At 34.3% G+C, this 18,696-nt stretch carries 13 protein-coding genes; 6 read left to right on the top strand and 7 right to left on the bottom strand.

Going from position 1 to position 18,696, the window contains the following annotated elements:
* The first annotated feature begins 31 nt into the window (after positions 1–31).
* Positions 32–1,774, top strand: coding sequence for a cellulase family glycosylhydrolase (locus DMB68_RS11820; RefSeq protein WP_110346861.1), 1,743 nt, complete (start codon positions 32–34; stop codon positions 1,772–1,774).
* A gap of 33 nt (positions 1,775–1,807) precedes the next feature.
* On the top strand, positions 1,808–4,036 hold the full coding sequence (locus DMB68_RS11815) for a glycoside hydrolase family 3 N-terminal domain-containing protein (RefSeq protein ID WP_110346860.1): 2,229 nt from the start codon (positions 1,808–1,810) through the stop codon (positions 4,034–4,036).
* A 61-nt stretch (positions 4,037–4,097) separates the two neighbouring features.
* On the opposite strand, the gene DMB68_RS11810 is transcribed toward DMB68_RS11815, so the two are convergent.
* From DMB68_RS11810 to DMB68_RS11780, 7 genes are all read right to left on the bottom strand, one after another.
* Positions 4,098–6,647, bottom strand: coding sequence for a sodium-translocating pyrophosphatase (locus DMB68_RS11810; protein WP_110346859.1), 2,550 nt, complete (start codon positions 6,645–6,647; stop codon positions 4,098–4,100).
* Positions 6,648–6,758: 111 nt separating this feature from the next.
* Positions 6,759–7,289, bottom strand: a complete 531-nt coding sequence (locus tag DMB68_RS11805) for an inorganic diphosphatase (protein WP_031454287.1) — start codon at positions 7,287–7,289, stop codon at positions 6,759–6,761.
* A 132-nt stretch (positions 7,290–7,421) separates the two neighbouring features.
* Entirely contained in the window at positions 7,422–8,021 is a 600-nt protein-coding gene (locus DMB68_RS11800; RefSeq protein ID WP_110346858.1) for a DNA-3-methyladenine glycosylase family protein, read from the bottom strand.
* Between the two features lie 36 nt (positions 8,022–8,057).
* A complete protein-coding gene (locus DMB68_RS11795) occupies positions 8,058–9,104 on the bottom strand; it encodes an acyltransferase (protein ID WP_110346857.1) in 1,047 nt (348 codons plus the stop codon).
* A gap of 35 nt (positions 9,105–9,139) precedes the next feature.
* Entirely contained in the window at positions 9,140–11,641 is a 2,502-nt protein-coding gene (locus DMB68_RS11790) for a DUF5686 and carboxypeptidase-like regulatory domain-containing protein (protein ID WP_110346856.1), read from the bottom strand.
* A 69-nt stretch (positions 11,642–11,710) separates the two neighbouring features.
* Positions 11,711–12,688 (bottom strand): pyruvate dehydrogenase complex E1 component subunit beta, encoded by a 978-nt coding sequence (locus tag DMB68_RS11785; protein WP_025571585.1) that lies wholly within the window; start codon positions 12,686–12,688, stop codon positions 11,711–11,713.
* A 506-nt stretch (positions 12,689–13,194) separates the two neighbouring features.
* Positions 13,195–14,916 (bottom strand): hypothetical protein, encoded by a 1,722-nt coding sequence (locus DMB68_RS11780; RefSeq protein WP_110346855.1) that lies wholly within the window; start codon positions 14,914–14,916, stop codon positions 13,195–13,197.
* A gap of 247 nt (positions 14,917–15,163) precedes the next feature.
* Here DMB68_RS11780 and DMB68_RS11775 point away from each other — a divergent pair, with 247 nt between their 5' ends.
* From DMB68_RS11775 to DMB68_RS11760, 4 genes are all read left to right on the top strand, one after another.
* Positions 15,164–15,910, top strand: a complete 747-nt coding sequence (locus tag DMB68_RS11775) for an electron transfer flavoprotein subunit beta/FixA family protein (RefSeq protein WP_110346854.1) — start codon at positions 15,164–15,166, stop codon at positions 15,908–15,910.
* Between the two features lie 97 nt (positions 15,911–16,007).
* A complete protein-coding gene (locus DMB68_RS11770; RefSeq protein WP_110346853.1) occupies positions 16,008–16,976 on the top strand; it encodes an electron transfer flavoprotein subunit alpha/FixB family protein in 969 nt (322 codons plus the stop codon).
* 165 nt (positions 16,977–17,141) lie between these two features.
* Complete coding sequence (locus tag DMB68_RS11765; RefSeq protein WP_110305790.1) at positions 17,142–17,765, top strand: bifunctional nuclease family protein; 624 nt, start codon at positions 17,142–17,144, stop codon at positions 17,763–17,765.
* A 69-nt stretch (positions 17,766–17,834) separates the two neighbouring features.
* Positions 17,835–18,686 (top strand): thymidylate synthase, encoded by an 852-nt coding sequence (locus DMB68_RS11760; protein WP_110346852.1) that lies wholly within the window; start codon positions 17,835–17,837, stop codon positions 18,684–18,686.
* Positions 18,687–18,696 lie beyond the last annotated feature (10 nt).

Genomic DNA, 18,696 nt, shown 5'->3' with positions numbered 1-18,696 from the left:
TTTTCAATACAATTTCATTTAAGTAAAGATTATGACTAAATTAATTTTAACCTTACTGTCACTATTGTTCTCAATAGTTTTTTCCGGACAGAGCTTTTTACATAGAGAAGGACAAAAAATTGTCGATGGTAAAGGAAAAAATATAGGTTTGAGAGGTTTAGGTTTGGGTGGATGGATGGTTCAGGAAGGATACATGCTTCAAACACAGCCATTCGCCAGTCCACAATATGTGATTAAACAAAAAATTCAGGATTTAATTGGTGAAGAAAACACAAAAGAATTTTATACCGCTTATAAGGCTAATGGAATTACAAAAAGGGATGTCGATTCATTAGCCGCCTGGGGATTCAATTCTGTTCGCTTGCCCATGCACTATAATTTGTATACACCTCCAGTCGAAGCAGAAAAAAATGGTGAAATTACCTGGATCGAAGAAGGTTTTACCATGACAGACAACTTGCTGAAATGGTGTGCCGAAAACAAAATGTATCTTATTTTAGATTTACATGCAGCTCCGGGCGGACAAGGTAATGATGCAGCAATTTCAGATTATGACACTTCAAAACCTTCTCTTTGGCAAAGTGAAGCCAATCAAAAAAAGATGATTGCCTTATGGAAAAAATTAGCGTCACGATATAAAAATAATCCCTGGATTGGAGCCTACGACATCATTAATGAACCAAACTGGAATTTTACAGGAGACAATAAAAATGGCTGTGATGAGAATTCAAATGGTCCATTAAGAGAATTAATGATCGCTGTTACAAAAGCCATTCGTGAAGTGGATACCAATCACTTAATTTTTATTGAAGGAAATTGCTGGGGCAACAATTACAATGGAATTTTTCCTTTATGGGATGAGAACATGGCATTGAGTTTTCATAAATACTGGAATTATAATACTACGACTTCCATTCAAAAAATGCTGGATTACCGGACACAATATAATGTTCCGATCTGGCTGGGAGAAAGTGGAGAAAACTCAAATGTCTGGTTTAAGGACGTCATTTCTTTAGTAGAAAAGAACAATATTGGATGGGCGTTTTGGCCAATGAAGAAAATAGAAAATATTGCCGGAGTAACTTCGGTTACAAAAATTCCTGAATACGATGTTTTATTAAAATATTGGAAAGAGGGAGGTGAGAAACCATCTGTAGATTTTGCCAAAAAAACTTTAATGAAAATAGCCGATAATTACAAAATGGAAAACGTAACAGTAAAACCCGATGTAATTGATGCGATGTTCAGGCAGGTTCAAACCAATGAGACAAAACCGTATAGAAAACACTCTGTCTCGGGGAAATTTTTTGCCTCTGAATATGATTTAGGAACTAATGGATATGCTTATCTGGATAAAGACTTCGTGAATTACAGAGTAGAAACAGGTCATTTTGAAGAATGGAACAAAGGAAATTCCATGCGAAATGATGGTGTAGATATTTTACCCTGCAAAGACATTGATACAAACGGATATCAGGTTTCATTTATTGAAGATGGCGAATGGCTGCAGTTTACTACTGAAGTTTCAAAACAAAAAGTTTTTAAAGTTGCTATTCGATATTCAAGTACAAATGCAGAAGGGAAACTTCATTTGGAAACCGAGAATGGAAACAAATCAGAAACTATTCTTCTTCCTGCAACGGGTTCAGATGATAATTGGGAAACCGTTATCTTACCAAAAGTATTTCTAAATTCGGGAACTAATAAAATTAAAGTAGTTTTTGAAAAAGGAGGATTTAATTTGAATCATTTAGAATTTAATGCCCAAAAATAAAAGAACAGCTTACACCAAATTAACTAAATTAAAATGAAGAAAACAACTGCGTTAACCTTGTTGATGATTTCCTTATTTGCATCGGCACAACAAGAAACAATAGATCAAAAAGTAAATTCGTTATTGAAAAAGATGACAATTGAAGAAAAAATTGGTCAGCTTAATCAATACACAGGCGACAATTCTGCAACGGGTCCTATTACCATAAACCCAAACAAACAAACCGAAATAAAGGCAGGATTAGTAGGTTCTATGCTAAATATCATCGGAACAAAATATACCCGCCAATATCAGGAACTGGCGATGCAATCACGCCTTAAAATTCCGTTGTTATTTGGCCAGGATGTTATTCATGGATACAAAACGACTTTCCCTATTCCGTTAGCAGAAGCTGCCAGTTGGGATTTAACTGCGATTGAATTAGCGGCAAGAGTTGCGGCAAGAGAAGCATCAGCAAGCGGAATTCACTGGACATTTGCACCAATGGTTGATATTGGTCGTGACCCGCGTTGGGGACGTGTTATGGAAGGTGCCGGCGAGGACACTTATCTGGGTTCTAAAATAGCTTCAGCCAGGGTAAAGGGTTTTCAGGGAAATAAGTTAGGAGATTTAAATTCAGTTATGGCCTGTGTAAAACACTTTGCAGCATATGGAGCCGCTGTTGGCGGAAGAGATTACAATTCGGTTGACATGAGCGAAAGAATGTTGTGGGAAACCTACTTACCTCCTTTTAAAGCTGCTTTAGATGCGGGAGCTGCTACTTTTATGAATTCATTTAATGATTTAAACGGAATTCCGGCAACCGGAAATGCACATTTGCAACGAGATATTTTAAAAGGAAAGTGGCACTTTCAGGGTTTTGTAGTGTCAGATTGGGGTTCTATTGGGGAAATGGTAGCTCATGGTTACTCAAAAGATCTTAAAGCTGCCGCTTTTTCTGCCATAACTGCAGGAAGTGATATGGATATGGAAAGCAACGCCTATCGTTATAATCTGGCCGAACTGGTTAAAGAAGGAAAAGTTTCTGTTGATTTGATTGACGATGCGGTAAAAAGAATTCTTCGCAAAAAATTCGAATTAGGATTATTTGATGATCCGTACAGATATTCAGATGGAAAAAGAGAGGAAAAAGAACTTAACAATATTGAAAACAGAAAATCAGCTCTGGAAGTGGCCAAAAAAAGTATTGTTTTGTTAAAAAATGAAAACGAAACTTTACCCCTTTCCAAAAACTTAAAAACAATTGCCTTTATTGGTCCAATGGTCAAAGAATACAAAGCCAATATGGGATTCTGGGCTGTTGATTTACCGGAAATAAATTATGATAAATGGGTAGTTTCGCAATGGGACGGCCTGCAGAATAAAGTAGGAAAGAATACCAAATTGCTTTATGCTAAAGGCTGTGAGGTTGATGGAGACAATAAGGAGGGTTTTGCTGAAGCTGTAGCTACAGCCAATAAAGCAGATATTGTCATTTTGAGTATTGGAGAAAGACACAATATGAGCGGAGAAGCCAAAAGTCGTAGTGACATTCATTTACCGGGTGTTCAGGAAGATTTAGTAAAAGCAATGCTTGCGACCGGAAAACCTGTCGTTGTTTTAGTAAATGCCGGAAGACCGCTTATTTTTAACTGGACAGCAGATAATGTCCCTGCTATTTTATATACCTGGTGGTTGGGTACAGAAGCAGGAAACGCTATTGCAGATGTGTTATTTGGGGATTATAACCCATCTGGAAAGCTGCCCATGACTTTCCCAAGAGAGGTGGGACAAATTCCAATTTACTATAATCATTTTAGTACCGGAAGACCTGCTCCGGATGAAAATGCAAAAGGCTATGTTTCCTCCTATATTGATTTAAAAAATTCTCCTAAATTTCCTTTTGGATATGGGTTGAGTTACACAAAGTTTGATTATTCAGGTTTGAAATTATCTTCAACAAAAATAAAAAGCAACGAAAACATAAAAGTATCATTTCAATTATTGAATGTCGGAAAAGTGACTGGAGAAGAAGTCGTTCAATTATATATAAAAGACAAATTTGGTTCGGTTGTCAGACCAGTTTTAGAATTAAGAGATTTCCAGAAAGTAAAATTAAATGCCGGAGAATCTAAAACTATTGAGTTTACAATTGACAAAGAAAAGCTTTCTTTCTACAATGATAAATTAGAATGGAATGCCGAACCGGGAGATTTCGAAGTCATGATCGGGGCTTCATCAACAGATATTAAACTAAAATCTAATTTCGAGTTAGTAGATTAAAATAGCTTAAATAAAAAATGCCTCCAAAAAACTGGAGGCATTTTTATAACTAACAAGATATTTATTTTGCTGCTTCAACTTTAGCTTTTACCTCTTCTTCCGTTCCTTCAAAAACTTCAGTAGTTGTTTTTCCGTTTTCAGTTTTAGTTACAGTTCCAACCGTAACACCATTTGTAGTAGACAAATTAACCTCAACGCGCTTTTTATCGTATTTCGTTGTATCAAAACAATCTGTTTTTTGATGAACATATTTCCCGTTTGCATCAAAGTAAGCCAGGCATTTTGCAGTTTCTTCTGCAGAACATCCTTTTTCTTTGCACATTTTGATACATTCTTCTTTTGTCATCCCTGACATATCTCCGCATTTAGATACTACGCCTGCATGCATCTCCATTTTACAGCAGGAACCTTTTGTGGCAATATCTGATGGCGCATGTCCGTCGCCCAAAATTGGTGCGATTACCAATCCAATTAAACAGGTTAGTTTAATTAAGATGTTCATTGAAGGCCCTGAAGTATCTTTAAACGGATCTCCAACTGTATCTCCGGTTACCGCAGCTTTGTGTGCATCAGAACCTTTATAAGTCATTTCTCCATTGATCATTACACCAGCCTCAAAAGATTTTTTTGCATTATCCCATGCTCCACCGGCATTGTTTTGGAAAACTGCCCAAAGCACTCCTGAAACCGTAACTCCTGCCATATATCCTCCTAACATTTCTGCAATTAATTGATTGTTATCAGCATAAACTAATTTCCCTAAAAGTACAATAGCAATCGGAAAACCAATAGTTAGAATTCCAGGCAGCATCATTTCGCGTAAAGCGGCTTTTGTTGAAATTTCGACACATTTGCCGTATTCCGGTTTTCCCGTTCCTTCCATAATTCCCGGAATTTCCTTGAATTGACGACGAACCTCGTACACCATATCCATTGCCGCTTTTCCAACAGAATTCATTGCTAATGCAGAGAAAACTACCGGAATCATTCCTCCGACAAATAACATCGCTAAAACCGGTGCTTTAAAAATATTAATCCCGTCAATTCCTGTAAACGTTACATAAGCTGCAAATAAGGCTAATGAAGTCAAAGCTGCAGAAGCAATTGCAAACCCTTTTCCGGTCGCTGCAGTTGTATTTCCAACTGAATCTAAAATATCGGTTCTGGTACGAACTTCTTTTGGTAATTCGCTCATTTCGGCAATTCCTCCGGCGTTGTCTGAAATTGGTCCAAAAGCATCAATTGCCAATTGCATAGCTGTTGTTGCCATCATTGCAGAAGCTGCCAAAGCTACTCCGTAAAACCCTGCTAAAGCATAAGAAATCCAAATTGCTGCTGCGAAAAGTAAAACCGTTGGAAAAGTAGAAATCATTCCGGTTGCCAAACCTGCAATTACATTAGTTCCGGCTCCGGTAGATGATTTCTGAACAATCGCTAATACTGGTTTTGTCCCTAATCCTGTATAATATTCTGTTACTGATGAAATGGCTCCACCAACCACTAATCCAACTAATGTTGCATAGAAAACACGTAAGGATGAAATATCTTTCGACCCTTCTCCAAAGAAAGTCATCTGCATGGTTTCAGGAAGCATGTGTTTTACTAAAAAGAAACAAGCCACAGCCGTTAAAACAATCGAAACCCAGTTTCCTATATTTAATGCTTTTTGAACTTGTGCTTCTTTCGCATTATCATCTGAAATTTTTACTAAGGTCGTTCCAATAATGGAGAACAAAATTCCGAAACCGGCAATTGCCATCGGAAGTAAAATTGGTCCAATTCCGCCAAAAGCATCATTGATACTTCCACCCATATCTTTTATTACGTAGTTTCCAAGAACCATTGCCGCTAAAACGGTTGCTACATAAGATCCAAATAAATCGGCTCCCATACCGGCAACGTCACCAACATTATCTCCTACGTTATCTGCAATTGTTGCCGGATTACGCGGATCATCTTCCGGAATTCCGGCTTCTACTTTACCTACTAAATCAGCACCAACATCGGCAGCTTTGGTGTAAATTCCACCTCCTACTCTGGCAAACAATGCGATTGATTCTGCACCAAGAGAAAATCCGGCTAATGTTTCTAAAACAACGGTCATTGTTTCGGTATCTTTCCAGACTCCGTCAGAAAACAAATTAAAAAATATTATGAAAAAAGCAGTTAAACCTAAAACTGCCAATCCTGCAACTCCCAACCCCATTACAGTTCCTCCGCCAAAAGAAACTTTTAATGCCTGCGGTAAACTTGTGCGAGCGGCCTGAGTAGTTCTTACGTTTGTCTTGGTTGCAATCTTCATCCCAATATTTCCTGCATAAGCAGAAAATAAAGCCCCGAAAATAAATGCTATTACGATTAATAAATGTGTTTTTACTCCTGGGATAAAAGTAATTCCTGCCAAAGCTATACTTGCAATAATTACAAAAATGGTTAATAGTTTATATTCTGCTTTTAAAAAGGCTAAGGCACCCTCGTAGATGTAATCTGAAATCTCTTTCATTTTGCCGTCTCCGGCATCTTGTTTTAAAACCCAAGTCCTTTTTATTCCCATGAAAAGTAATCCAAGAATTGCCATCACAATTGGCAAATAAATCATAAATGCATTCATAATATATTAATGGTTTTGGTTAATAGTCAACAAACTAACAAAACGAATTTAAACAAAAAAGCAATACTCTTAACGGAGTATTGCTTTTTTTATAAAATATGATACCTGAAATTATTTAATGCTAAATAATCCCTCTGGTTTATTTTCAATTTGATTAAAACGCTCTGTGCATTCTTTAATAATAGCGAATGCTTCGTTTACGTCTCCCCATCCTTCTACATCAACTTTTTTGTTTTCAAGATCTTTGTAAACCTGGAAGAAATGCTCAATTTCTTTCAATAAGTGTCCGTTGATATCTGAAAGATCATTTAATGAATTCCAGATTGGATCTGAAACCGGTACACAAATAATCTTTTCATCCGGTCCTTTGTCATCAGCCATGTGGAAAACACCAATAGGTTTTACTTCTATAACACATCCAGGAAAAGTTGGTTCGTTAATCAAAACCAATACATCAAGAGGGTCACCGTCAAGAGCTAAAGTTTCCGGAATAAATCCGTAATCTGCCGGGTACATCATCGAAGAGAATAACATTCTGTCGAAACGCATTCTTTTGATTTCAAAATCGTACTCATATTTATTTCTGCTTCCTCTTGGTATTTCGATTAATACATCGAAAGTTGTTAGTTTGTCTGCGGTCATTTTCTTTTTTATTATATCTATAATTTCGGTTGCAAAAGTAACCCAAAGAATCCTTTTTTACAATGAAAAAAACACATTAATCTATATACTTTATTCATTAATTAATATACTTTCGTTTTATATAACAGATAGTTAATATATAATCTTGCGATTTCTCTTATTTAAGTAATAATGCCAAAGCAAATAGGTCGCATAAGATCTGTAAGGACTCCATTGTTCCACATGAATTTCCATTTCCTGTCTGTCATGAATATTCAATAATTCTTTAATTGTATTTATGTCTGCAATATCACCAAGCGGAATCAAATCCGGCTCCTGTAAACAGAGCATCAAATAGATATCAATGGTCCAGTTCCCTATGCCTTTTAATTGAATGAGTTCTTCCCGAACTTCTTTTGCCGATTTTGTGGCTAAACTTTCAATATCTAATGCTTTGTTTAAAACTGCTTCTGAAAGTATTTTGATATATTTTGTTTTTTGACGGCTAACTCCAAGCATTCTAAACTCTTCATCTGGTAAAACCGACATTGTTTCAGGATTACATGTTGTATGGTCTTTAATTTTTAAGAAGGTGGCTTTCGCCGAATCTATAGAAACTTGTTGTTCGAGGATTAACAGTACTAAAGTTTCGAAACCCTGTGGCCGTTTTGGATTTGATGGCAAGCCGTACTTTTGAATAATTTCTTTAAATATTGTATTCTTGGATGATAAATAATCGATGGCTTCTTTCATAACTATATTTAATTATATGAAAAATAATTTAGAAATTTATCCCGAAATATGTCTGCCATAAGGAAGTTTATTTATACTAAAGATAATGAATGATGAAATGCATAAACACAAAATCGTTATCATTGGAATTGCCAAAACAGGATTTATAAAACTATAAGTAATCCCTAAAAATTCAAGCAATTTAAGAACCAAAATATGAGCTAAATAAATACCATAACTGTATTTATTAATAAAGTCTATTATTCGAATTAAAAGCGGGTTTGAAATTTTTAAATTTTTAAACAAAAGAAATATTCCAACAGAACTAATTATAGTACTTAAAGCGAAATTACCATAGAAATAATCGATAAAGTGATTTGCTCTTTTTGTTAAAAAATAAGTTCCGAAAATTGCAATAGTTGTACCTGTAAAAATCAAAACGATAGAGATAAATCTAACTTTTTTTACATTGTATCTAAAAGATTTAATAGACAAATAATAACCTATAACCAAATAACCGATGTAACCGGAAAAATAGATCAGATCTATATTAATTCTTGCTTTTGATACAATTGGTTGATTAAAAAATAGGGTGACAATCCAAATTAAAATAAAATATAAAATTTCTTTTTCTGTAGCATTCTGAATCCATTTATTTAAGATTGGAACAAAAAGATAAATTCCAATTATCATATAAACATACCATAAATGATAATATGTTCCATCTTTAAATAAGAAGAAAGTTAATCTACAAATTTCAAAAAATGATAATTCGGGATTCTCTAAAATTTTATTTCTTAAAATAAAAAAGGCGTAAATGATACTCCAAAATAAAAATGGCAATATAATTCTTGAAAATCTGTTTTTTAGAAAATCATATAACTCATATTCTTTATTTAAAAACAAAGTACCGGTAAGCATTAGAAATATAGGCACACAGAATCGGACAGCACTATCATATACATTTCCTATCCACCAAACTGAACTTGCAATAGTTCCGTACTGATATAAAATTTCCGATGCTGTATGCAAAACAATAACACTAATTGTCGCTAAAACTCTTAAGTTTTTTACCCAATTTAGATTGTTATCCTTATTTTTCATAATCTTATAATGGAGTAAGATTTAAGGACACTTTACTAGAAATAGAATCCGAAAGATCCTTTTACGGCAAATTTAGCTGCATCAGGCATATTCAAATAATTTCCTCTCCATGAAAAATCAATTCTGAAAACTTTAAAGATATTTCCAATTCCGGCATTGTATTCCCAATACACTTTTTCCGGCGCATTATAAGGAAGACCAGAAGCATTTATCGCACGATTTTCATCAGAAATCGTTCCATGAACAGCTCTGACACCCACAAATTCTCTCCAGTTCAGTTTTCTCATAAATGGAATTCTGGCAAATATTCTTCCCCCAAAATCATGATTCCACTGTAATGTTGTGTATTGATCTGTGACAAATTCGTAGAAATTCAAATTACTAAATGTATTTTCTATCGTAAAATAAGTCTGGTTACCCGGAATCACACTCATTAGTCCTAACGGGATGGTACCGAAAGTCTTTCCGGTTTCCAGCGTAATATTTGTTCTTCCTAACGGTCCTATAATAATGGGCTGTCTATAAAACAACTGTACTTTTTCATAAGCAAAATCACTATTGAGCACTCCCTTAAGACCATAACTGAAATTAACAAAGAAATGACTAAACGGGCTGTCAACAAGATCGCGCTCTACTCCATAACCAATAGTTTTGCGATTTGGCATAAACTCAAACTGAATATTAGCCTCAGATTGAGTAACCTTGCTTTCAACAACACCAGCAGGATTTAAAACAGATGGCAAAGTTTTATAATAGTCTAAACTAAAGGTTTGCGATGCCGATTCTAATGTACGATATGAAAAACCTGCAGAAACTACAAAATTCTTCTTAGCTTCCATTTCAACAGAAACGTTGCTTAAATTAATATTGGTTAGTTTTCCGTTGCTCCCAGTTGTAAACAAAGCTGAGGACGCAAAACTTCGCCCTAATACATCATTTGTTGTTGTTAGGCTCGCACCTATCTGCTCGATGTCTCTCCTGTTTCCTCCAGAAATAATTACTCGGTTTTTCTTATCAACCATCCATTTTCCTGAAACTCCGTATTTGAATTTATTATCGTCAAATCCGTATGCTGTATAAGCCTGAATACGCCAAGGATCATTTGGCCCAAAATAGGTTCTTCCTCCTACTCTTAATCTCAATCCTTCAACTTCATTGTATCCAAAGGTTGAGAAAATAGGTCCATAATCGAAGTTTTTAAATTCGACATAACCACTTCCCAAAATCGAGACGAGATTATAGAGCTGCTTAAATCGCTTGACCGTTTGCAATGTGTCGAGCATTTTATAAATACCCTGTTCGTCTTTATTTAGCTTCTCAAAACGATTTTCTTCCCAAAATTCATCCGGTCGTTGATAAACAGCGTTATCTATAAAATTGACTTCTTCTTTATAAAATTTCTCCGGTTTCTGAAGGTTGAATTTATGATTACGATACAAAGTAGTTCGTTTTCCATATACTCCTTTTGATTTTTCCTTTTTATTTAAAGCAAAATCAGACATCATATAGTCACGTGTCAAAAGAAAAACCGAATCGTTTTCAACTTCAAATTCCTGTTCGATATAAATATCTTTTACCCAGTTAATATTGGCACTTTTGGTAACGCCCATATTAATTTTCTTGATTGCAAAAGTGGAATCGTTTACCCAGAAATCACCTTTAAAAGTCAGTTCGTTTTTGCGCCTTGGATAAAAAACAATATTGTAACACCATTTTTTATCAATAAAAGCACTGTCTTTCAAAACATAGTTATAAACATCGATTCCGGTTTTTGAAAGCGGACTTGTAAAACTTTTATCAAAAAACTTAAGGTGATTGTCGTAAATATTATAATCAGAATAAAGGTCTTTTACAAAAGACAAAATCTGCTGATTTCCATTGAATCCGGACATTTTGTTTCCTGTAATGTTTTCCTTTACTTTCTTCAGTTTATTATCTCCGTACACATCATACACAGATTCGTTGATAAAAATTGGTAAATAGGTTTTTCCGGTAACATCAGAAGTATCTACATGATTGAAAACAAACTCCATTCCCTTGAAAAGCTTGTTTTTCATGAAAGCACTGTCAATCGTGTTCATATCGAACTCGACTTTTTCGTATTTCTGCATTTGGTACTGATTGAATTGGTAAAGACCATTTTTACGTTTTCTTTCCCAAATCTTCCTCAAAATATCCAATGCGGGATTGTTCTTTTTTGACGTTTTACCGGTAAAAATAACAACTTCATTAAGTGCTTCAGGTTCGCTTAAAACAATTTTGAAATTATAATTTACGGCTTTTTCCAAAGGAATTTCTTTATCAGAAAATCCTGCTGAAGTCACTAACAAAGCAGTATAAGTATTTGGTGATTCTAAATAAAAACGTCCGTCTTCATTAGAAACAATTCCCGTATTTGAACCCTTGAAAACTACATTAGCAAACGGAACAGGCTGATTGGATTTGTCCAAAACAATTCCACTCACTTTAGTTTGCGCAAAGACATGGTTTGCTAAAGCAAATACAAAAAACAGGCTGAGTAAAATTATTCTTTTCATATTCCGGCAAAAAAAAACTTCATCAATTAACTAATGAATGATGAAGTTTTTATGAGTATGTATGTATTATTATTTGTACATTACTTTTTTTACTGCTTTCACTACATCACCAGCATTAGGCAACCAGTCTTTCAGTAAAACAGGTGAATAAGGTGCAGGAGCATCAGCAGTTGTAATACGCTGAATTGGCGCATCAAGGAAATCGAAAGCCTGCTCTTGTACAATGTAGGTGATTTCAGATGAAATACTCGCAAATGGCCAGGCTTCTTCTAAAATTACCAAACGGTTTGTTTTTTTAACTGATTTTAAGATCGCTTCATTATCCATTGGACGAACAGTTCTTAAATCGATGACCTCACAAGAAATTCCTTCTTTAGCTAATTCATCAGCAGCGATAAAAGCTTCTTTAATGATTTTTCCGAAAGAAACGATGGTTACATCTGTACCTTCACGCTTAACATCTGCAACTCCAATTGGAATTACATATTCTCCGTCCGGCACTTCTCCTTTATCACCATACATTTGCTCAGATTCCATAAAAATTACAGGATCATTATCACGAATTGCAGATTTCAAAAGTCCTTTTGCATCGTAAGGTGTTGAAGGAACGATAACTTTAAGACCTGGAGTATTAGCAAACCAGTTTTCTAAAGCCTGAGAGTGAGTTGCTCCTAACTGACCTGCTGAAGCAGTTGGCCCACGAAAAACGATTGGCACATTAAACTGTCCACCTGTCATTTGACGCATTTTAGCAGCGTTATTTATAATTTGATCAATACCAACTAAACAAAAGTTGAAAGTCATATATTCTACAATTGGTCGGTTACCGTTCATTGCAGAACCTACTGCAATTCCTGTAAACCCAAGCTCAGCAATTGGAGTATCGATTACTCTTTTTTCGCCAAACTCAGCAAGCATTCCTTTTGAAGCTTTGTATGCTCCGTTGTATTCTGCAACCTCTTCGCCCATTAAATATATGGATTCATCGCGACGCATTTCTTCGCTCATCGCTTCGCAAATGGCCTCTCTAAATTGTATTGTTCTCATAGTTGTATGTTATATTCTTTTTTCTGATGAGCAAAAATAAATATTTTAAATAACTTAAAAGCATAAATTGAGTTTAAAATAACAGTAACTTCTCGTTCTTCTTTCACTTTTAACTTTTTAAAATATATTGTGATATTTACAAAATAGATACAGAGTCACTTTTTTTCATTAAAAGATATCTTGTAAAAACTCAATTTTGCTTATATTATTTTATAAAAATCACTTTCAATACAAACTAATGAAAAACTAAATAACAAAATATGTTTTTCTAATTAGCTTTATCGAATTTTAGGAAGAAGTATACAGGTTAAAGAATAATTCTTTTCAGTAATTAGGCAGTACCATTTGATTTTTATTTAAGACTATAGTTAATAAAAAAAGGATAGAAAATATTATCTTCTACCCTTTTAATGAATCTCATTCTTTAAATTTTTCAGAACTCTTTTCTAAGATTATCTTTTTTTGTCCATGATATTGAGGACAAATTGCAAATGATATTATCCTGTCTATTTTCTGACATATACGTCTCCTCCCATTTTGATCTTATTTGCACTAATAAAAGTGATTTCATAAGCCCACTTAAATCCACTTTTTTCTACTGTATAAGAAAAAGTTTTTCCATCAAAAACATATGTTCCATTTTCAGCAGCGTCAACTTCTCCTACCAAATCTGGATAATCTTTTTCTATAGAACAGTTTGAATAATCTATAATGTAGTTATAATCGATATATCCATCACGTTGATTAATACTATAGGTATTTTCAGTAAATACAAATGTCTTTTTTAAAGTTGTAGAATAAATAGTAGCTATACTTTTACAGGTATTACTATAAGAATATCTATATTGTCCAACTGGAATTCCATTCTCAAACGATTCTAATTCCCAAGTTCCAAGCAACGTTGCACTTGCCTTTAAAACACAAGGGATATCCTTAACTATTTCTACACCATCTACTGCTCTTTTATAAGCTATTTTTAATGTAAAATCAATATCTTTTGTACTGGTAGATGTTGCTTTAATTTTTCGAACTTCTCCATTTAGAGTAGTACTTATTTTAACATCAGCATTGCCTGAACCTTTTACAATTATATCTTTATCCAATACCGCCAAAGTCATGCTACGTTCAGGAGTTTTTCCAATTGTGGCAGTATGATTTACAAACAACCCCTTTAATTTTTGTGTAAATTGAATTGCCTGGTCGTATAATTTCTTTATTTTTCCATCTTCTTCAGCAAACTTTTTTTCTCCATTAAAAGCTTTTGTAATATCAGGTTGAATATTTAGATCTGCTTCTTTCAAATTTCTAAAATTGACTTTCAAACTGACATCAGTATCTACATCTTTAACCAAAACTAAATCTCCGGTTTTATTGGAAAGATCAGAAACTGCTTCAGCGACACCTTTTAGGTTTCCAACTTGTTTTGCTTTGTTAATTGCTACCTCCCTCGAAACAATAAAAACAGTAAAAGTGGCAACAAAGATAGCCCCTGTCACAAAATTGGGAGCAGCTATAAATAACCTCCCCGTTCCTACCAAAGCTGGTATTGATGCCAGACAAACTGTCTCTGCAGTAACAAATTCTTTAGCCGTAGTTACTAATTTTTCACCAGCATCTAAAGCAAAAATAGTGGACTTGTTATAATAATTTTCAGGATATTCAGATGGAGCACTGAACCAATCAGGGTTTATTGTGTTTTTTTGCAGGATATAGGCCAACTGTAGCTTATCTGCTTCCGACACCTTACTGTATTGAAATTCCCATTCTTGTTTCACCTGATCTATCAATAAAAGTGTTTCAGGAGTAGTGCCCATTTTCTTAATCTCTTCAAAACTTTCATCCCTATTGTTTATAAATTCATTTATAACTTCTTCAGGCTGAGTAATCGCAACATAATTGCCAATTTTTATTTTTAAAGTTACATTATCTTTGTTTGAAGGAAGTATAATATCATAATTTCCAGAAGGCAATACAGGTGTCATGAAAACATAAGAATACCCTCCGTTTGCATAAGCCTTAACTGGCTTCCCATCTAAAAGAACTTCAATCTCCTGTTCTTTATTTTCCTTACTTGTCTTAATTTCAACCACTTCACCAGGAAGAGTTTCACTGGACAGAAGACTATAACTGGCTGGTTCTTCTTTTGTTGTTTCATCTTTGGAACAGGACGTAAAAAGCAATATTACGACAGTAAAAAAAATACTTAGTTTTTTGTAAAATTGTTTCATATTTCAGGAATTAAATTTTTCCAAAATTAAATTTAAATATCTTACCTAAAAATACACCTAAAGATGTATTTTTTTGAAAAAGCAAACAAACGAAGACATCATTTCGATATAAAAGAAATAATCTGCGAATAAATTAGTAATCTTCGAAATCGTAATAGTTTTTAAAATATTATGCGCGCATAGTATAATTATTCCAAATTAAATTCTAAATTTGTAAAAGAAATTAATAAATATAAAATATATACTTATGAAAATATTGGTTTGCATCAGCCATGTGCCTGATACTACTTCAAAAATTAACTTCTCCAATGGTGATTCAGAATTCGATACCAATGGTGTACAATATGTAATTAATCCTAATGATGAGTTTGGTTTAACCCGCGCTATTTGGTTTCAGGAACAACAAGGTGCCAATGTAACTGTTGTAAATGTGGGAGGTCCTGACACTGAGCCAACTTTACGCAAAGCTTTGGCAATAGGTGCAAACGAGGCAATTCGTGTAAATGCAAATCCAACTGACGGCTTTTTTGTTGCAAAACAATTAGCCGAAGTAATTAAAAATGGCGGTTACGACTTAGTAATCGCAGGAAAAGAATCTTTAGATTATAATGGCGGAATGGTTCCTGGAATGATTGCCGGAATTTTAGGATCTAACTTTTTAAACTCTTGTACTTCTTTAACTGTTGACGGAAACAATGTAAAAGCAGTTCGCGAAATTGACGGTGGAAAAGAAACTGTAAGCACTACTCTACCATTAATCATTGGTGGACAAAAAGGACTTGTTGAAGAAAAAGACTTACGTATTCCGAACATGAGAGGAATTATGACAGCAAGAACAAAAGCTTTAACAATCCTTGAGCCTATTGATGCGCCCATAAACACAAAAGCAGTTAAATTTGAAAAACCAGCTCCAAAATCAGCAGTAAAATTAGTTGCTGCAGATAATTTAGATGAGTTGATCAATTTATTACACAACGAAGCAAAAGTAATCTAACCGTCAAAAAGTCGAAAGTCAAAAGTCAAAAGGGAAAATCAGTAATACTATCTTTATGACTTTACACTTTTAAGCTTTATGACTAAAAATAAAAATTATGTCATTATTAATATATGCAGAATCTGCAGAAGGAAAATTTAAAAAGGTAGCGTTCGAATTAGCGTCTTACGCAAAGAAAGTAGCTGAAACTTTAGGAACAACGGTTACTGCTGTAACTGTAAACATCAGTGACGTAAGCGAATTAGCAAAATACGGAGTTGATAAAGTATTAAAAGTAAACAATGATAAATTAGCAGGTTTTACAGCAAAGGCTTACGCTGATGTCATTAAACAAGCTGCTCAAAAAGAAGGAGCAAAAGTAATATTGCTCTCTTCTACTACAGACAGTATATATCTTTCATCATTAGTAGCAGTGTCTTTACAGGCTGGTTTTGCTTCAAATGTTGTTGGATTGCCGGTTAGCACTGCACCATTTCAGGTAAAAAGAAATGCTTTCTCAAACAAAGCTTTCAATATTACAGAAATTAATACTGATGTAAAAGTTCTTGGTTTAGCTAAAAACTCTTACGGAATTTTTGAAAGTGCAGGAGCCGGAGCAGAAGAAGATTTTAATCCAACTATTGGAGAAAATGATTTTGGAGTAAAAGTAGAATCTGTTGAAAAAGTAAACGGAAAAGTATCTATTGCTGATGCCGACATCGTAGTTTCTGGTGGACGTGGATTAAAAGGCCCTGAAAACTGGGGATTAATTGAAGATTTAGCGTCTGTTTTAGGTGCTGCAACTGCATGTTCCAAACCAGTTTCTGACTTAGGATGGAGACCTCACAGTGAACACGTTGGACAAACAGGAAAACCGGTTGCAACAAACTTATACATTGCAGTAGGAATTTCCGGAGCGATTCAGCACATTGCAGGTATCAATTCATCAAAAGTAAAAGTGGTTATTAATAGTGATCCAGAAGCTCCATTCTTTAAGGTAGCTGATTATGGTGTAGTAGGAGATGCATTCGAAATTGTACCTCAATTAATTGAGAAACTAAAAGCTTTCAAATCACAACATTCTTAATTTAAGAAATTCTCTATAAAAATATAGCTGCCTAAAAATAAGATAATCGTATCTTTGCTTTAGGTGGCTTTTTTGTTCCATATTTTTTGATTAAAATTGCACCTTTATTTTCCAATCAAAAAAAGTATTAAAATGTGGAGTCAAACTCCACTTTTACAAATATATATGAGTCTAGTAAAATTGTCTATAAAAGGAATTTCATACAGCCAAACTCAAAATGGCGCATATGCCTTAATTTTGAATGAAGTCGATGGCGAAAGAAAACTACCTATTGTTATTGGTGCTTTTGAAGCCCAATCAATTGCTATTGCTTTAGAAAAAGAGATTAAACCACCTCGTCCATTAACACACGATTTATTCAAGAATTTTGCAGAAAGATTTGATATCGTTGTAAAACAGGTAATCATTCACAAGCTTGTAGATGGCGTTTTTTATTCAAGTCTGATTTGTGAAAGAGACAAAATAGAAGAAATTATAGATGCCAGGACATCTGATGCAATTGCTTTAGCATTACGGTTCAGTGCTCCTATTTTTACTTATAAAAACATTTTAGATAAAGCAGGTATTTACTTAAAATCTAATACTGCTGAAACTGACGCAGGATCGCAGGAAATCGATGATGTACTTTCTAATCCAGAAACTTTCGGACACGAAGAAGAAACGAACCAGTCTGGGGATGTTTATGCCAAACACAGTTTACAAGAGCTAAACGAACTTTTAGACCAGGCAGTTTCTCAGGAAGATTATGAGAAAGCAGCTAAAATCAGAGACGAAATCTCAAGAAGATAATTTTTTATGTTTAATCCTCAAACCGTTTATTCGATTAAACGATTAAACAATTAACAGAATAAACACACCATGAAACAATACTTAGATCTGGTAAAACACGTTTTAGAAAACGGCAATCAAAAAGGAGACCGAACCGGAACCGGAACTAAAAGCGTATTTGGTTATCAGATGCGTTTTGATTTAAGTGAAGGTTTTCCAATGGTTACAACCAAAAAACTACATTTAAAATCGATTATTTATGAATTGCTTTGGTTTTTAAAAGGCGACACCAATATTCAATATCTTCAGGAAAACGGAGTAAAAATTTGGGATGCGTGGGCAGATTCTAATGGAGATTTAGGCCCGGTTTACGGACATCAGTGGCGTAATTGGAATAGCGAAGAAATCGATCAAATTTCTGAATTGATTACTGAATTAAAAACAAATCCGAATAGCCGCAGAATGCTGGTTTCTGCCTGGAATCCATCAGTTTTGCCGGATACAAAAAAGTCATTTGAAGAAAACGTAGCCAACAATAAGGCAGCTTTACCTCCTTGCCATGCTTTTTTTCAATTTTACGTTTCGAATCCGGATACTGAAAAAGGCGAAACAAAAGGAAAACTATCCTGTCAGTTATATCAACGAAGTGCTGATATTTTCTTAGGAGTTCCTTTCAATATTGCTTCATATGCATTATTAACCATGATGATTGCGCAAGTTTGCGATTTAGAATATGGTGAATTCATTCACACTTTTGGTGATGCACACATTTACAACAATCATTTTGAGCAATTGGAACTGCAATTAACACGAGAACCGAAACCATTACCCAAAATGATTTTAAATCCTGAGATCAAAAACATTTTTGATTTTGATTATAATGATTTTACACTTTTAGATTACGAACCTCATGCAGGAATAAAAGGAAGTGTTGCAGTATAAAATTATAAAA

This window comes from Flavobacterium hydrophilum, assembly GCF_003202405.1.
Lineage (GTDB): Bacteria > Bacteroidota > Bacteroidia > Flavobacteriales > Flavobacteriaceae > Flavobacterium > Flavobacterium hydrophilum.
Note: the sequence above shows the minus strand (reverse complement) of the source record. Positions and strands in the feature narration are given on the sequence as shown.

Excerpts from the sequence above, each read along its gene's own strand:
- DMB68_RS11775 (WP_110346854.1), top strand. The coding sequence starts at position 15,164 with ATGAAAATATTGGTTTGCATCAGCCATGTGCCTGATACTACTTCAAAA.
- DMB68_RS11805 (WP_031454287.1), bottom strand. The coding sequence starts at position 7,289 with ATGACCGCAGACAAACTAACAACTTTCGATGTATTAATCGAAATACCA.
- DMB68_RS11785 (WP_025571585.1), bottom strand. The coding sequence starts at position 12,688 with ATGAGAACAATACAATTTAGAGAGGCCATTTGCGAAGCGATGAGCGAA.
- DMB68_RS11790 (WP_110346856.1), bottom strand. The coding sequence starts at position 11,641 with ATGAAAAGAATAATTTTACTCAGCCTGTTTTTTGTATTTGCTTTAGCA.
- DMB68_RS11815 (WP_110346860.1), top strand. The coding sequence starts at position 1,808 with ATGAAGAAAACAACTGCGTTAACCTTGTTGATGATTTCCTTATTTGCA.
- DMB68_RS11770 (WP_110346853.1), top strand. The coding sequence starts at position 16,008 with ATGTCATTATTAATATATGCAGAATCTGCAGAAGGAAAATTTAAAAAG.
- DMB68_RS11810 (WP_110346859.1), bottom strand. The coding sequence starts at position 6,647 with ATGAATGCATTTATGATTTATTTGCCAATTGTGATGGCAATTCTTGGA.
- DMB68_RS11780 (WP_110346855.1), bottom strand. The coding sequence starts at position 14,916 with ATGAAACAATTTTACAAAAAACTAAGTATTTTTTTTACTGTCGTAATA.
- DMB68_RS11820 (WP_110346861.1), top strand. The coding sequence starts at position 32 with ATGACTAAATTAATTTTAACCTTACTGTCACTATTGTTCTCAATAGTT.
- DMB68_RS11760 (WP_110346852.1), top strand. The coding sequence starts at position 17,835 with ATGAAACAATACTTAGATCTGGTAAAACACGTTTTAGAAAACGGCAAT.
- DMB68_RS11765 (WP_110305790.1), top strand. The coding sequence starts at position 17,142 with ATGAGTCTAGTAAAATTGTCTATAAAAGGAATTTCATACAGCCAAACT.
- DMB68_RS11795 (WP_110346857.1), bottom strand. The coding sequence starts at position 9,104 with ATGAAAAATAAGGATAACAATCTAAATTGGGTAAAAAACTTAAGAGTT.
- DMB68_RS11800 (WP_110346858.1), bottom strand. The coding sequence starts at position 8,021 with ATGAAAGAAGCCATCGATTATTTATCATCCAAGAATACAATATTTAAA.